The sequence below is a fragment of the Streptococcus devriesei DSM 19639 genome (assembly GCF_000423725.1).
GTDB lineage: Bacteria > Bacillota > Bacilli > Lactobacillales > Streptococcaceae > Streptococcus > Streptococcus devriesei.
Genome location: NZ_KE384084.1, coordinates 329,623 through 344,318, shown reverse-complemented (window position 1 = coordinate 344,318; position 14,696 = coordinate 329,623). Strand labels below are relative to the sequence as shown.

The 14,696-nt window shown below is 42.1% G+C and carries 17 protein-coding genes; 10 read left to right on the top strand and 7 right to left on the bottom strand.

All coding sequences use genetic code 11. The annotated features are described in order from the left end of the window. Positions 1-834 carry an ABC transporter ATP-binding protein gene (locus G573_RS0107775; RefSeq protein ID WP_027976196.1) on the top strand — a complete coding sequence of 278 codons (834 nt, stop codon included), beginning with the start codon at positions 1-3 and terminating at the stop codon, positions 832-834. Beyond that, positions 831-1,619 (top strand): ABC transporter permease subunit, encoded by a 789-nt coding sequence (locus G573_RS0107770; protein ID WP_027976195.1) that lies wholly within the window; start codon positions 831-833, stop codon positions 1,617-1,619. The genes G573_RS0107775 and G573_RS0107770 overlap by 4 nt, the downstream gene beginning before the upstream one ends. Before the next feature lie 15 nt (positions 1,620-1,634). Here the strand turns inward: G573_RS0107770 and G573_RS0107765 are convergent, their stop codons facing one another. From G573_RS0107765 to queC, 6 genes are all read right to left on the bottom strand, one after another. Beyond that, complete coding sequence (locus G573_RS0107765; protein ID WP_027976194.1) at positions 1,635-2,618, bottom strand: hypothetical protein; 984 nt, start codon at positions 2,616-2,618, stop codon at positions 1,635-1,637. A gap of 280 nt (positions 2,619-2,898) precedes the next feature. After that, positions 2,899-3,213 (bottom strand): DUF3021 family protein, encoded by a 315-nt coding sequence (locus G573_RS11010; protein WP_051175730.1) that lies wholly within the window; start codon positions 3,211-3,213, stop codon positions 2,899-2,901. A gap of 83 nt (positions 3,214-3,296) precedes the next feature. Continuing rightward, positions 3,297-3,788, bottom strand: a complete 492-nt coding sequence (queF, locus tag G573_RS0107755; RefSeq protein WP_027976193.1) for a preQ(1) synthase — start codon at positions 3,786-3,788, stop codon at positions 3,297-3,299. An 18-nt stretch (positions 3,789-3,806) separates the two neighbouring features. Further along, positions 3,807-4,523 carry a 7-carboxy-7-deazaguanine synthase QueE gene (gene queE, locus G573_RS0107750; protein WP_027976192.1) on the bottom strand — a complete coding sequence of 239 codons (717 nt, stop codon included), beginning with the start codon at positions 4,521-4,523 and terminating at the stop codon, positions 3,807-3,809. Next, positions 4,520-4,966: a 6-carboxytetrahydropterin synthase QueD gene (queD, locus tag G573_RS0107745; RefSeq protein WP_027976191.1), complete on the bottom strand. Its 447-nt coding sequence runs from the start codon at positions 4,964-4,966 to the stop codon at positions 4,520-4,522. The genes queE and queD overlap by 4 nt, the downstream gene beginning before the upstream one ends. Then, positions 4,966-5,619 (bottom strand): 7-cyano-7-deazaguanine synthase QueC, encoded by a 654-nt coding sequence (gene queC, locus G573_RS0107740; protein ID WP_027976190.1) that lies wholly within the window; start codon positions 5,617-5,619, stop codon positions 4,966-4,968. The genes queD and queC overlap by 1 nt, the downstream gene beginning before the upstream one ends. A 346-nt stretch (positions 5,620-5,965) precedes the next feature. Between queC and G573_RS0107735 the strand changes: the two genes are divergently transcribed. The 8 genes from G573_RS0107735 to G573_RS0107700 all read left to right on the top strand — a co-directional run bounded on the left by G573_RS0107735 (position 5,966) and on the right by G573_RS0107700 (position 14,109). Continuing rightward, positions 5,966-6,394, top strand: coding sequence for a MarR family winged helix-turn-helix transcriptional regulator (locus G573_RS0107735; protein WP_027976189.1), 429 nt, complete (start codon positions 5,966-5,968; stop codon positions 6,392-6,394). 9 nt (positions 6,395-6,403) lie between these two features. Then, the gene (locus tag G573_RS0107730; RefSeq protein WP_027976188.1) at positions 6,404-8,206 is read left to right on the top strand and encodes an ABC transporter ATP-binding protein; all 1,803 of its coding nucleotides are present in this window, start codon (positions 6,404-6,406) and stop codon (positions 8,204-8,206) included. Next, entirely contained in the window at positions 8,196-9,953 is a 1,758-nt protein-coding gene (locus G573_RS0107725) for an ABC transporter ATP-binding protein (protein WP_027976187.1), read from the top strand. The genes G573_RS0107730 and G573_RS0107725 overlap by 11 nt, the downstream gene beginning before the upstream one ends. 156 nt (positions 9,954-10,109) lie before the next feature. Next, a complete protein-coding gene (gene tpx, locus G573_RS0107720; RefSeq protein ID WP_027976186.1) occupies positions 10,110-10,604 on the top strand; it encodes a thiol peroxidase in 495 nt (164 codons plus the stop codon). Between the two features lie 310 nt (positions 10,605-10,914). Next, on the top strand, positions 10,915-11,340 hold the full coding sequence (locus tag G573_RS0107715; protein ID WP_027976185.1) for a hypothetical protein: 426 nt from the start codon (positions 10,915-10,917) through the stop codon (positions 11,338-11,340). 224 nt (positions 11,341-11,564) lie between these two features. Beyond that, a complete protein-coding gene (locus G573_RS0107710; RefSeq protein WP_027976184.1) occupies positions 11,565-12,188 on the top strand; it encodes a GTP pyrophosphokinase in 624 nt (207 codons plus the stop codon). Then, on the top strand, positions 12,189-12,890 hold the full coding sequence (locus G573_RS0107705) for a response regulator transcription factor (protein ID WP_027976183.1): 702 nt from the start codon (positions 12,189-12,191) through the stop codon (positions 12,888-12,890). Then, positions 12,880-14,109, top strand: a complete 1,230-nt coding sequence (locus G573_RS0107700; protein WP_027976182.1) for a sensor histidine kinase — start codon at positions 12,880-12,882, stop codon at positions 14,107-14,109. The genes G573_RS0107705 and G573_RS0107700 overlap by 11 nt, the downstream gene beginning before the upstream one ends. A gap of 127 nt (positions 14,110-14,236) precedes the next feature. On the opposite strand, the gene G573_RS0107695 is transcribed toward G573_RS0107700, so the two are convergent. Beyond that, a complete protein-coding gene (locus G573_RS0107695) occupies positions 14,237-14,587 on the bottom strand; it encodes a DUF1304 domain-containing protein (RefSeq protein WP_027976181.1) in 351 nt (116 codons plus the stop codon). Positions 14,588-14,696: the final 109 nt, after the last annotated feature.

Below are 14,696 nucleotides of genomic sequence, written 5' to 3'. Positions count from 1 at the left end.
ATGACTGAAACGGTAATTGATATTCAACATCTGAAAAAATACTATGGCAAACACATGGGTGTGCAGGACGTGTCTCTCAGTGTGGAAAAAGGAGAAATCTTTGGTTTTTTAGGTTCCAATGGTGCCGGCAAGTCAACGACTATTCGCTGTCTGCTGGGATTGATTCAAGCAAGCGAAGGCAGGATGACCCTCTTTGGCGGTAAATACAGGACTTTAGTAAAAAATCTCAAACATATCGGCTACATGCCATCGGAAGCCATGTTTTACCCTAATATGAAAGTCAAAGATGTCATTGTTTTTGCGGCTAAATCCAGAAAAAAAGACTGTTCGCAAGAAGCGGACAGGCTCTGTCGGCTTTTAGAGGTACCGCTGGAGAAGAAAATCGAGGATCTCTCGCTGGGCAACCGTAAAAAAGTCGGGATTGTCTGTGCTTTGCAGCATCAGCCGGAACTGCTTATCTTAGATGAGCCGACCTCAGGCCTTGATCCGCTCATGCAGGAGCGTTTCTTTAGCTTGGTTAAAGAAGCCTGTGCAGCGGGCAGCACGTGTTTTCTATCGTCTCATGTCCTGTCTGACATCAAAAATTACTGCGACCGCGCAGCTATTATCAAGGACGGAAAAATCCTAAAAATTGATACAATCGAAAACCTGACACACAGTCAGTCCAAGCGCGTGACGGTTTGGAAGGATAATAAGCAAGAATCCTTTACGTTTACAGGTTCCAGCAGCGACTTGCTGGCTCGTCTAACAGACATGCAGGCAGATGATTTTCTGGTTGAAGAACCGCCGCTGGAAGACCTCTTTTTGCAGTATTATGAGGAGGCAGCAAAATGACTTTATTAAAACATGAATTAAAACTGACTGTCAAAAGTTTGCTCATTTGGTCCTTGGCAGTAGGAGTGGTTTGCTGGGGCTGCATTATCTTATACAAAAGTGTGGAGGATCAGCTGGCAGATACAGCAGCTCTTTATGCTAATATGGGAGATATGACCAAGGCTTTGGGGATGGATAAGGTCAGTATCGCTACTTTAGACGGCTATTTTGCGACCGAGATTGTTTTGATGTTCGGACTTGGAGCAGGGATGTTTGCGGCTATGATGGGAGCAAGCAGCCTGTCCAAGGAAGAAGAAGGGCACACGAGTGAATTTCTCTACACCCTTCCTTTTGGACGCCTGAATATCTTGATGTGGAAGTATATCAGTCTGATCCTTATGCTGCTGATATTTAATCTGATCGTTATAGGACTGGAAGCATTTGGTATCTGGCAGATTGATTTGGACTTTTCTTATGATCTCTTTCTCAGGTATCATGCCTTAGCCTTTTTGCTGCAGATTGAAATTGGCAGCCTGGCTTTCTTGGTTTCTGCTTTCAGCCGTAAAAAACAAATTGGTCTCTCACTCGGACTGGTTTTGCTGCTCTATGTCATGGATATGATGTGCCGCATTGTGCCAGATATTGAATTTCTCAAATACCTGACACCCTACTATTTTGCTAACGGCGCAGATGTCTTCAGTCAGGTCAAATTACAGCCGGCCTATTTAGCTCTTGCTGGAGCTGTCATTGCAATTAGCTTGATCGTCAGCGCAGCTTATTATCAAAGGAAGGATTTGAGTGCCTAGGCAGGCTCTCAGAGGTTACCGTCTTTCTTGTTTTTGTTTCTCCTCTTTTTTGGTAATACCGTGATATTTCGGCTCGTCTTTTCGCATGTAGTCTAGTTCGAAAGTGTGAGCTTTAGCGATGGCCTGTTCCAGGGAGTCTTTAAACTTTTCCTGATCTTTTGCTCGGTAGTAGGTGTTGGCTGATATAATATTGTCACCGACCTTAAAAAGATAGATACTTTCAATAACATCACCGTCAGCATAAGGTATGGTTTGCTGATAGACATAGACGGTTCGGCCGTGAATGGTTAGAGGAGCATAGGTAATAAATCCATTTACTAAGTTATGAGAATTGGCGACATTATCGATACTTCTGTTAAATCGCATCTGTTCCTGTCTCTTTAATTCCTGGGCAAAGGCATACTGGGACTTGTTTATTTTAGCGAATTTTTTCCCCTCCCTTGAAGCTGCATAGTCTTTGACAGAGTTATATGATTTAGCATTTACGATGATTTTAAAATAGGCGAAAGCGCCTGAATTCCCTTTATGATTGAGAATAAGCATGTATTTTCCGGAGTTGCCGGTAGGCGCCTGCCGATCTTTATAGGTCTGCTCCCAATTTTCAGGAATCGAAACAGCAACATCAGTGCCCGGAAGCCAAGATTCATTTGTTTTTAATTCCTGCGGTTTACTCTTTTGATAGCTGTCAGCCCAGTTCAGCAGTTGGGTCTTTTCCTGCCGGTCGGAAAGAGTCTGTGTGACAGGATTCATGGCCTTTCGATAAGCTTTCTCATTAAAGAAGAGGGGGTCCTGGTATCTTTCCACGTCGACCATATAGTCCATTTCTGCTTCTGTATAGGGAAGGGGCTTGTTAATTAAAGCCCCATAGTAGGCTGGGTAATCATGCTGACGTGTTATCTTGAACACCTCATAGCTGACCCAAAACAGCAGAGCTGCCAGTAATATCCCCACAAGGACAAGAATGCTGCGTCCGATCTTAGATTTAAAAAATGTTTTCATAGGAGTCTCCTTTTTTAGATTAGCAGCTGACAGTTTTATTAGCAGTTGATGGAAATGTTCACTTTCGGCGGAAGGAGTGTCGTTAACTTAGAAAGCGCTTTCTTTATTAGTTTAAGTATAGCATAAAAGGCTGCAAATGGGGATGTTAATTGAAAAATAGAGGATCAGGATTTGCAAATATGCTAAAGAAATACAAAAAAACCTTAGAATCACTGTTACACTAGCGTGATTTTAAGGGTTTTTCTTCTGAAGTGGAATCGAAAATTGCCTGCTTTAGATTTTATTTGTTCCTGAAGGCAAAGTAGCCAATCGTCCAAAAAACAAGTCCAAAGCAAGCAAAAACAGCTAGTAGGATCAAGATATCGCCCATTCCGCGAATGGGAAACCAGCCGCTGACTAAAACGGTTGGCAAAACAATGATTGCCATAAGGAGAAAATGAATCAGACTGCGCTTTCTAAGAGACCATGAATTGATATCATAGATATTCCAGGCTCCTGCAATGGCAGTCGAAATAATACCGCCGCAGAAAGTCTGCCAAGTGAAATCAGGATTTTGCTTAAAATACAAAATACAAAGAGAGCAGATGCTGAAAATGCTAAAAACAGGCTGAGATTTAAATTCTAAAAAAGCAGAGCTGAATCAAATTTTGGAAATAGATTTTGCTCTGCTTTTAACTTTTAACGGTTGTCAATGGTTTCGGGATAAAGGTCGTGATTCATCAAGCGGTAGTGGGCCATTTCTTCATACTTACTGTTTGGGCGGCCGTAATTATAATAAGGGTCAATCGAAATCCCGCCGCGCGGTGTGAACTTGCCCCAAACCTCGAGATAGCGCGGCTGCAGCAGCTCAACCAAGTCTTTGCCGATGGTATTGATGCAGTTTTCGTGGAAATCTCCGTGATTGCGGTAGCTGAAAAGGTAGAGCTTGAGGGATTTGGATTCGACACATTTTTCATCCGGGATATAAGACAGATAAATAGTGGCAAAATCAGGCTGTCCGGTTATGGGGCACAGCGATGTAAATTCCGGACAGTTAAACTTAATAAAGTAGTCATTATCCTTGTGACGGTTATCAAAAGCTTCTAAAATTTCAGGGGTGTAAGTAAAGTTATAATTGTTTTCTTGGTTTCCCAAAAGTGTTAAGTCTTTCATTTCTTCTGTTTGTGACATATTTTTACCTTTCTCATATTAAACGCCGCGCTGGTTATCGTAAATTAATGTGTGGAGCTGCGGCAGTACTCGGACATTGCCCCAAGAATCATCCTGAGCAATGCGTTCCCATAAGTCTTTAAGCCTTGTCAGCTGATGCTGGACAATGTCGCCAGAAGCCGTGGGTTCAGGATTTCCGGCTGATAAATATAAAACATCGGGCTGATAGCGTTCCTGGATCATTTTAGCGAAATCCAGATCAAGCTCATCAAAGATGGGAATTTTATAGGTGACCTTTTGAGGATCTAGTTGGGCGACGATAAAGTCCAGTGTTTCAAAGTTAACCTCCATTTTGCTGGAGGGAGGCTTGGGACTTAAGGTTACTTGGTCAATGTCCTTTAGCCAACTCTGCCAGCGTGAACCTTGTGTCTCAACAGCCAGTGTTACCTGACGGTCTTTTAGTTTGGCTACGAGTTCTGCCATATTAGCTGCCAAAAGACAAGGGTTGCCGCCCGAGAGCGTGACATAATCATAGTGTCCTAATTTGTCCAGTTCCTCAATGACCTGGTCGCTGGTCATCATGGTTGGTTTTTCAGAACCGTTCCAAGTAAAGGCAGAATCGCACCAATCGCAGTGATAGTCACAGCCGCCTGTTCGTACAAACATGGTTTTTTGACCGATTGCCCGGCCTTCTCCCTGAAAAGTGGGGCCGAAAATTTCAAGAATCGGCAGTTTCAAAAGCCGCTGTTTTTTCATGCTTCAAGCTCCCATTCCCTTTTAAATTCAGCATAGGCAGAAGGAGTTTCATACAGACGGACAGTCTCCATCTGCAGGCCTCGTTCTTTGGGCAAGGCAGCTTCAAAAGTCTTGAAAATCCAGTAAACCATATTTTCAGCTGTTGTATTCATATAAGGCAGACTTTCATTGAGGTAGGCATGATCCAGATAAGGTTCCAAAAGCTCTTTGTAAATACTCTTGATGCTGCCAAAATCGTACACCATACCTTTGTCATCTAAAAATCCGCTGACAGCAATCTGCAAGCGATAGGTATGGCCATGCAGGGCTTTGCATTTTCCTTCATAGTTGAAGAGATGATGAGCGGCATCAAAGGTGAATTCTTTTGATACCAGAACACGTCTGGGGCAGTAAATCAGTGATTCACCAGTTTCTTTTTTGATTTCTTTTGGTACAGCAAACATTAATTTTTCTCCTTCTGAGTAAGATACTTATCCAGTCCTGCTTGACGAAGCTGGCAGGCAGGGCACTCTCCGCAGCCGGTACCGCGGATGCCATTGTAGCAAGTCAGTGTTTTCTCTCGGACATAGTCGAACTTGCCGAGACTGTCTGCCAAAGCCCAGGTCTCAGCCTTGTCCAGCCACATTAGGGGTGTTTGAATGACAAATTCATAATCCATGGCAAGGTTTAAAGTGACATTCAGTGATTTGACAAAGACATCGCGGCAGTCCGGATAGCCTGAAAAGTCTGTCTGACAGACACCTGTCACCAGATCGGTAACGCCCAGCTGTTTGGCAAGGACAGCAGCAAAGGACAAAAAGAGATGATTTCTGCCATCAACAAAGGTATTGGGCATTTCGCCGTCTTTACTTTCAATCGCTATGTCAGATGTCAAAGCATTATCTGTTATCTGCCCCAGCAGCGACATATCAAGTATATGGTTTTTTACGCCTTGCTCAGCAGCAATTTCTTTGGCAACTGCTAATTCCTGACTGTGCCGCTGGCCATAGGAAAAGGTAACCGTTTCGACATGTTCATAATGCTGCAGAGCCCAAAAAAGGCAGGTTGTTGAATCTTGACCGCCGCTAAAAACGACGAGAGCTGATTGACGTTTCATAAAATCCTCTTTTCTTTTGATGCAGAGAAAAAGGCCCTTACCCTAAAGGTAAAAGCCCGTATAGTCTTTGATCGACTGGTTTTTTTTACAGATGGCTTTTCCCAAACATCCTTATTAAATTCTTTCATATCTTAACACGAAGATCGGTAAAAATCAAGCTCTTACTGTGACTGCATTTTTTAGCCATTCGTTTAGCCAATCATAACATAGGGCGGCAGGAAATGAAAACGATTTAATTGAAAAATAGTTCTCATGAAGACTTTTTTGTTGACAATTATGACTAAAGTATTATAATAATCCCCATGAGAACTATTAAGGGAATTTTCAGAAAAAGTGAGGTGTTTTCATGAAAGAACCCTTCGGTTTGTTCAGAAATTTTATCAATATAATGGAAGCAGCGGTTCAGGAAATGGCTAAGGAACACGGTATTGAGCACTTAGCCGGCTCGCAGGGACGCACAGTCATCTATCTTTTTAAAAATCGCGATAAGGAAATTTTTATCAAAGATATTGAGGAAAAACTGCAGATTTCAAAGTCTGTTGCCAGCAACCTTATTAAGCGCATGGCTAAAAACGGCTTTATCTCGATAGTTCCTTCGCGCAAGGATAAGCGCTGTAAGCAGATTGTGCTGACTTCTTTAGGTCTTGAAAAGGCTGAGGACATTATCACCTTTCATCAAAACATTCATGAGCAGCTGTTAAAAGGTATTGATAAAGCAGATCTTGAGACTGCTCACAAGGTTTTTGAACAAATTAAAAAAAATTTAGAAAAATAGGAGCAACCCATGTTTAAGATTTTTAAACGATTAAGCGCCAAGGAATGGGGCATGATTCTCCTGAGCACGGTCTTTATTTGTCTGGCTGTCTGGATGGATTTAAAAACACCGGAATATATGTCAAAGATTACGACCCTGCTGCAGACAAAAGGAACGACGACTTCAGATATTATGAAGCCGGGTTCTAAAATGCTCATGTTCTCCTTTGGCAGTTTTTTGATGGCAGTTTTTGTCGGCTTTTTAGCAGCAAGAACAGCTGCCAGCTTTACAACACGCCTGCGTTCGGACATTTTTAATCAGGTGATGGACTATTCGGATGCTGAAATTAAGAAATTTTCCATTCCCAGTCTTTTGACGCGAACCACCAATGACCTGACTCAGCTGCAAATCATGATCACCATGGGAATGCAGGTCGTAACCCGCGGTCCTATCATGGCGGTCTGGGCACTGACGAAAATCTGGGGCAAGAGCGATGAGTGGACCAGTGCAGTTGGAGTAGCTGTGCTTATTGTCTTTATTTTGCTGTCTGTCTTAATGTTTGTAGCCTTTCCAAAGCAGCGTAAGGTACAAGGCCTGACAGATGCCCTCAACTCAACGACCCGTGAGTCTCTGAGCGGTGTCCGTGTTGTCCGTGCCTACAATGCGGAAGCCTATCAGGAAAATAAATTTAAAGAAGAAAACAAAAATCTGACCAAACTGAATTTATTTGTCTACAGACTTATGTCGCTGATGAATCCGGTTATGACAGTCGTTTCCAGCGGTTTGACACTGGCGATTTATTGGATTGGTTCTTATTTGATTGATGATATTAAGATCCCAAGAACCAGTATGACTGCAGCGGCAGCTGCCATTAAGGATCGGATAGATGTTTTCAGTGATATGGTCGTCTTCTCATCTTATGCCATGCAGGTTGTCATTGGCTTTATGATGATGGTCGCTATCTTTATTATCTTGCCGCGGGCTCTTGTTTCTGCCAAACGTGTCAATGAAGTATTGGCGCTTGAGCCGTCTGTCAAGTTCAAGGAAAGATCTAAAGCAGATAACGGCCAAAAAGGAGAAATTGAATTTCACGATGTTTCTTTCCGTTACAGCAAGAATTCCCGCGCTGTGATAGAGCATATTTCCTTCAAAGCCAAGGCCGGAGAAACAGTTGCCTTTATCGGATCGACTGGTTCCGGAAAATCAACTCTGATCAATTTGATTCCGCGTTTTTACGATGCGACAGAAGGATGGATTAAGGTTAATGGCGTTAAAGTTCAGGATTACAGCCATGATGATTTAAATAAGAAAATCGGCTATATTCCGCAAAAAGCAGTGCTTTTCAGCGGTACTATCCGCTCAAATATGGAATTTGGTGAAAGCAGCCAAACACCGCTGGACGATGCTAAAATTTGGGAAGCTTTGGAGCTGGCTCAGGCTAAGGACTTTGTTGAGAGCAAAGAAAAGGGGCTTGATACAGAAGTTGCGCAGGGCGGAACGAACTTTTCCGGCGGACAAAAACAACGTCTGGCCATTGCCCGGGCTCTGGCTCGTAAGCCTGAAATCCTTATTTTTGACGATTCTTTCTCAGCACTTGATTATAAAACCGATAGAACTTTACGTGCTGATCTGAGGATGAAAACTAAGGATATGACCAAATTAATCGTTGCTCAGCGCATTTCAACCATTATGAATGCCGATCAGATCTTGGTTTTAGATCAAGGCAAGGTCGTCGGTCAGGGAACTCATAAAGAGCTGCTGGCCAATAATGACATTTATCAGGAAATTGCCTATTCCCAATTATCGAAGGAGGAGTTAGAAAATGGACAATAAAAAGAAATCATTATTAAGCCAGATGGCTCCTTACCTTAAAGGATATAAGGCCCTGTTTGCTCTGGCAGCTGCTTTTACGGTTGTTTCAAGTACGATTACAGTTATCGGACCCGACAGGCTTAAGGAAATGACTGATACGATGACTAAGGGACTTGCCGGCAAGATCGATTTGGATAAAATTGCCGGAATCGCCTTTGCTCTGGCCTTGATGTATATTGGCGGAGCCCTCGTTTCCTATGCTGCAAGCTTTATTGTATCAACCTTGATTCAAGGATTTTCTCAGCGTCTGCGCAATGCGATTGCAGATAAAATCAACAAGGTGCCGCTTAAATATTTTGACAGTCATTCACAAGGAGATACCTTGTCGCGCGTGACCAACGATGTGGACTTGATGACCCAATCCTTTAACCAAAGTTTGGTTTCTATGGTCGCTGCTGTTATCCTTTTGATTGGTTCCATCTTTATGATGATTAAGACCAACGGCTCTCTGGCTGCAACAGCTATTCTGTCTGTTTTTGCAGGCTTTGCGCTGTCAAGTATCATCATGGCAAAAAGTCAGCCGCTCTTTAAACGCCAGCAAAAAAATCTGGCCAATGTCAGCGGCTATGTGGAAGAAATTTATTCAGGACACAATGTTGTTTCCAGTTACAATGCGCGCCAGCAAAGTAAAGAGCAGTTTGAAACCTTAAACAATCAGCTGTTTTCAAGCATGTGGAAGTCACAGTTCTTTTCAGGAGTGATGATGCCTCTCATGCAGTTCATTGGTAATTTCGGCTATGTCATGGTTTGTATTGTAGGGGCCCGCATGGCGCTAAATGGCGATGTGACTATGGGAACTATTGTTGCATTCATGACCTATGTTCGCATCTTTACACAGCCTATTGGTCAGATTGCTCAGGGCATTACGCAGCTGCAGTCGGCCAATGCCGCTATGGGACGTGTCTTTGAATTTCTGGATGAAGACGAAATGGAAGCAGAAGATCACAAGAAAAGACAGCTTGAGACGGTCAAGGGAGATGTTACTTTTGACAAGGTCTTCTTTGGCTATCAGCCCAATAAAACGATTATCCATGATTTTTCAGCCCATGCCAAAGCCGGGCAAAAGGTGGCTATTGTCGGACCGACAGGTGCCGGTAAGACCACTATCGTCAATCTCTTGATGCGCTTTTATGAGGTTGATAAGGGCAGCATTGCTATTGATGGGGTCAATGTGCACGACATGACACGTGAAGAAGTGCACGATGCCTTCGCCATGGTGCTTCAGGATACCTGGCTGTTCGAAGGAACTGTCAAGGAAAATCTGATTTACAATCAGGAACACATCACAGATGAGCAGGTCATTGCGGCAGCTAAAGCTGTCGGTGTTCACCACTTCATTAAGACTTTGCCTAAGGGCTATGACACTGTCTTAGATGACTCGGTGACCCTGTCAGTCGGGCAAAAGCAGCTGTTGACCATTGCGCGGGCGCTGCTTAAAGATTCACCGCTGCTGATTCTTGATGAAGCGACATCATCCGTTGATACGCGTACAGAAGAACTGATTCAAAAAGCGATGGATCACCTGATGGAAGGCAGAACTTCCTTTGTCATTGCCCACCGCCTCTCAACGATCCGCAATGCCGATCTCATTCTTGTCATGAAAGACGGCAACATTATCGAACAAGGCAATCACGATGAGCTCATGGCTCAAGATGGCTTCTATGCCGATCTTTACAACAGCCAATTCACAGAAGATGATGCAGCTTAATCAAAAACACTGAGACAACTGTCTCAGTATTTTTTGTGTCAAAACAAAGTTGTGCTAAAGCAGAGCTTTTAAAAAATGACTGCATTTACGGTCAAATGAGTAGCTAAAAAGTAAGAATTATTCTACAATAAGGACAAGAAAAAAGGAGGACATGTTATGACAGCGTTCAAAGGAAAGCCGATTACACTGGCAGGAACTAAACTGCAGGTCGGCGACACGGCACCGGATTTTGTTTTGACAGATACGGATTTGTCTAAAAAAACACTGGCAGATTTTGCCGGCAAGAAAAAGGTTATCAGTGTTGTGCCGTCTATTGATACCGGAGTTTGCGATGCCCAGACCCGCCGCTTTAACCAAGAACTGTCAGATGCTGACAATACGGTTGTGATTACAGTATCTGTTGATCTGCCTTTTGCTCAGGCTCGCTGGTGCGGATCTGCCGGTTTAGAAGATGCAGTGACCCTGTCAGATTATTATGATCATTCATTTGGCAAGGCTTACGGGCTTTTGATAAATGAATTGCACTTGCTGGGACGGGCGGTCTTTGTTTTAGATGAGAACAATAAAATTACCTATCTTGAGTATTTAGAAGACATGGGCAACCATCCTAATTACGACGCAGCAGTAGCGGCTGTCAAAGCAGTTAAATAAGCTAATAGAAAAGACACAGCGGCCGTCAAGAGAGTTGGATAATTAATCAACCATTATATATCAAGCTTACCATTATTGCATGGTAAGTTTTTTTGTGCTGATGATAGACCCTAAAATGTCGTGAATGGCTATTTTTGAAAAATCAATAACCGTTCACGACATATTTGATACCATTTACGACAATCGTCACACAAACGGATTAAAATAAGTTATACTATAGGTGTTTCTTGGCCAAGAGATAAGATAAAAAATGAAATTTGTTTATTTCTATTAATATGGAAACTTCTTTTGGGAGACAAGGAGGAAAGATATGTTTGAGAAAGAAAGTCAGAAATTGAAGTTATTGAGATTGTTAACAGCTCAGCTGATTGCTGTTTGTCTGTTGATTATGGTTTTGACGCAGGACATTTTTAAGTCTCCTCTGCTTGTTCAGATTTGCTTTTTAATCATCACTCTATGTACGGCGGCGTTGAATTATTATTTTGTCAAAGAAATCAGAAAGGCTGCCCCAAAAGAAACTTCTGTTTCCGCCGTTGCTCATCAGCTCATCTTTGCTGCCGTCTTTTTGTTTTTAACCATTTTAAGCTGCTATAAAGCTGTTCAAGTAAAAACAGTTTACAGCATCATTATTTTTTCGACTGTTGCTGTGATCAGTTTTACCCTTTTTATCCTTTTGTTATGGGGAATAAAATACGCCAGACAGGCTCCGCAGTCTTCAAAAAGATTTGATGATTAATCAATGATGAATTAAAACTTACCATTGCCTGCATGGTAAGTTTTTTGGTGTTTGTTTCAGTTTAACAGTATATCAAAATTGCAAAGTCAGTCCTTTCATCAAAATGATGTGAGACTTTGCATGATATCCTCCAATGTTAGAAATTTTGAATGTCCTTTAGCAAAATAAGGATTCTTTAATCTTGTATGATATAATAGAAAGCAAGTATCAATAAAGGATTAATGATGTCAGAAGAAACAATTTACGGGAAATATGAAGGCGATTTGAAGCGGATTATAGATGATTTGAGCCGGCAGATTCAAGCGGAAAATGTGAAGGTCAAGACCGAGACGGGCTTTAAACTTTTTGAGCACTTTCTTGCACGCATCAAAACCGATGACAGTATGCGGGAAAAATGTCAGCGTAAAAACTTGCCTTTAACGGCCCAGTCTGCTTTAAAGGAAATTCGAGATGCGATTGGTATTCGTATTGTTTGTGGCTTTGTCGATGATATTTATAAGACAGTTGCCATCATAAAGCAAATGGACGGTGTCTGTGTTTACAATGAAAAGGACTATGTCTATAAGGCAAAGCCTAATGGCTATCGCTCATACCATCTGATTTTAGAAATAGAAACACCTTTTGAAGACTGCCTAGGGCAGCTTCCGGGCAGATACTTTGCTGAAATACAGCTGCGGACTATCGCTATGGATTCTTGGGCAAGCTTGGAGCATCAAATGAAATACAAACATAATATCAAAAATCCTGAGCGTATCGCTAAGGAATTGAAACGCTGTGCTGATGAGCTGGCCTCCTGTGATTTGTCCATGCAAACCATTCGCAATTTAATCGCAGAAAGCGGTGACTAAATGACTCTGAATATTTTATTAGCAGAAGACGAAGAACAGCTGTCTCGTGCCTATACAGCGGCTTTGAAGCATCAAGGCTATAAGGTTGATTCCGTTTACAATGGTCAAGACGCTCTGGAGAAAGCCAGAGAAAAAATGTATGATGTCATGATTTTAGATATCATGATGCCCGTTAAAACCGGACTGGAGGCTCTGCGTGAAATTCGTTCAGGCGGAGACAGAACGCATGTCATCATGCTGACAGCCATGTCAGAAATTGAAGATAAGGTGACCGGACTTGAAGCCGGTGCAGATGACTATTTAACAAAGCCGATTTCTCTGAAGGAACTGCTGGCGCGTTTAGCATCCCTGGAGCGGCGGCTGGATACTTTTACCGAAAAAATTTTAACCTTGGGCGGCGTCAGTTTTAACATTGCTCAGCAGGAGCTGACCTCTGTCAATACCATTCGCTTAGCCGGAAAAGAAGCAAAGCTGATGGAGTTTTTTATGCTCAATCCCAACAAGTCTTTGTCAACGGCAGAAATTTTTCGGCATGTTTGGGCTAAAGATGAAGATCCTGAAATTGATGAAGGCTATGTCTTTATTTATGTGTCTTATCTCCGTCAAAAACTGAAGGCCATTAAGGCTGATCTTGCTATTTTAGGTGAAGAAGACGGTGAATTTCGTTTGGTTGAGTCAGCAGGTGATGATTATGTTTCGTAAAATACGTTTTCGTTTTATTGCCATTGCCTCTTTGGCTATTTTGTTCATTTTAGCTTCTTTTATAACTGTTTTTTATTCTGCCCGCTATGTGCAAGGCAATGGTGAAATTGATTTTGTTCTGACGGTTCTTTCTAAAAATAAAGGAGAACTTCCGGAATCAACCGAAGTCAACAGAGAGTTTGGCGACAGGGGAGTGTCAGAAGCTGTCCTTAATCAGTACCAATACTACAGTTTTATCACTGATGAAAATAAGATACCGATCTCTGTCAATCTCAAACATATTCCGCAGCTGACCAGGCAGCAGCTGGAAGATTATATGAGAAATATTAACCTCAATGAGATAAACGGGCATTTTAGAAGAGACGGGCATTCCTACTCTTATCGTGTGACTAAAATCAGCGGCTCCCGTCATTTGGTAGTTGTTTTGGATTCTACCAGATATTTTGATGATCGGGCTGATCTTCTCAATCTGGCTTTGCAAATGTCCTTTTACAGTTTGCTCTTTTTCATTATTGTGGTTTCTGTTTTTTCCGGTTTTGCCATTAAACCTTATATTGAAAATTATGAAAAGCAAAAACGCTTTATCACCAACGCCGGACACGAATTGAAAACCCCTTTGTCTATCATTTCTGCCAATAATGAACTGCAGGAATTAACTACTGGCGAAACGGAGTGGACGAAGAGCACTAAAGAACAAGTGGAGCGGCTGACACATTTAATCAATCAGCTGATTGTTCTAGCCAGACTGGAGGAGCAGCCGGATGTAGTGCTTGATAGGGTCGATTTTTCGGCTGTTGCCAAAGAAGCAGCTGAAGGGTTTAAGGGCCTGATTATCAAGGACGGTAAAAACTTTGAACTGCAGATTGCCTCAGGTATCTATGTCAAGGCTGAAGAAAAGTCACTTTTTGAGCTGGTTACTCTTTTGGTGGATAATGCCAATAAATACTGTGATGCCGGCGGAAAGATCAGTGTCAGCCTCAGCCGCACCAACGGTCTGAAAAAGGCAAAATTAGAAGTGTCTAATACCTATGCAGAAGGATCAAAACTTGACTACAGCCGCTTTTTTGACCGATTCTACCGTGAGGATGAATCTCATAATACTCAAACGACAGGATACGGTATCGGACTTTCTATGGCAGAAAGCATTGTTAAAATTTTTAAAGGAAAAATCTCAGTTTCCTATAAAAATGATACCATTACCTTTAAGGTAACCTTGTAGATTCCCATTGGAGCAGCAGAGCTACAAAACAAAAACGAGCCAATCCGACTTTCGGTTAGATGCCAAAAGCCAGATCGAGCTCGTTTTTATTGTGAAAAAAAGTTAATGAAACATTTAATGCAATTCATTAAAAAAGATAGAAAAGAGCAGCGACAATCGCTAGTCCGCCTTGCATGAAAAGAATCTTAGGATTGCTGCTGTAAGCGCCGTAGGCAGCGACTAAAATAATATAGACCAAGATCGGCAGAATCAGTGCTGTATTAAACATTAAGCCATAGAGCAGTCCCAGACCGATGAGACCGTTATAGATTCCTTGATTTTTGAACAGTGTGTCAACTTCTTTTTCAGCTAATTTCTCCCGGCTCATACCAAAAACTTGTGCGGTTTTGGCAGACTGCGTTGCAAAGGTCTCTAAATACATGATGTAGAAAAATTCTAAGGCAACTAAAATAACCAAAATTGTTTTGATGACTGACATATCTTCCTCCTTATATTGCCTTAGTATTATAAAATTTGTCCTTTGGCTTTGCAACTATTTAGACTGATTTTTAGTGATATTAACCCAAAGTTTAGCAAATGCAGTCTTT

Coding starts and splice junctions, on each gene's coding strand:
- G573_RS0107775 (WP_027976196.1), top strand. CDS start 1: ATGACTGAAACGGTAATTGATATTCAACATCTGAAAAAATACTATGGC.
- G573_RS0107770 (WP_027976195.1), top strand. CDS start 831: ATGACTTTATTAAAACATGAATTAAAACTGACTGTCAAAAGTTTGCTC.
- G573_RS0107765 (WP_027976194.1), bottom strand. CDS start 2,618: ATGAAAACATTTTTTAAATCTAAGATCGGACGCAGCATTCTTGTCCTT.
- queF (WP_027976193.1), bottom strand. CDS start 3,788: ATGTCACAAACAGAAGAAATGAAAGACTTAACACTTTTGGGAAACCAA.
- queE (WP_027976192.1), bottom strand. CDS start 4,523: ATGAAAAAACAGCGGCTTTTGAAACTGCCGATTCTTGAAATTTTCGGC.
- queD (WP_027976191.1), bottom strand. CDS start 4,966: ATGTTTGCTGTACCAAAAGAAATCAAAAAAGAAACTGGTGAATCACTG.
- queC (WP_027976190.1), bottom strand. CDS start 5,619: ATGAAACGTCAATCAGCTCTCGTCGTTTTTAGCGGCGGTCAAGATTCA.
- G573_RS0107735 (WP_027976189.1), top strand. CDS start 5,966: ATGAAAGAACCCTTCGGTTTGTTCAGAAATTTTATCAATATAATGGAA.
- G573_RS0107730 (WP_027976188.1), top strand. CDS start 6,404: ATGTTTAAGATTTTTAAACGATTAAGCGCCAAGGAATGGGGCATGATT.
- G573_RS0107725 (WP_027976187.1), top strand. CDS start 8,196: ATGGACAATAAAAAGAAATCATTATTAAGCCAGATGGCTCCTTACCTT.
- tpx (WP_027976186.1), top strand. CDS start 10,110: ATGACAGCGTTCAAAGGAAAGCCGATTACACTGGCAGGAACTAAACTG.
- G573_RS0107715 (WP_027976185.1), top strand. CDS start 10,915: ATGTTTGAGAAAGAAAGTCAGAAATTGAAGTTATTGAGATTGTTAACA.
- G573_RS0107710 (WP_027976184.1), top strand. CDS start 11,565: ATGTCAGAAGAAACAATTTACGGGAAATATGAAGGCGATTTGAAGCGG.
- G573_RS0107705 (WP_027976183.1), top strand. CDS start 12,189: ATGACTCTGAATATTTTATTAGCAGAAGACGAAGAACAGCTGTCTCGT.
- G573_RS0107700 (WP_027976182.1), top strand. CDS start 12,880: ATGTTTCGTAAAATACGTTTTCGTTTTATTGCCATTGCCTCTTTGGCT.
- G573_RS0107695 (WP_027976181.1), bottom strand. CDS start 14,587: ATGTCAGTCATCAAAACAATTTTGGTTATTTTAGTTGCCTTAGAATTT.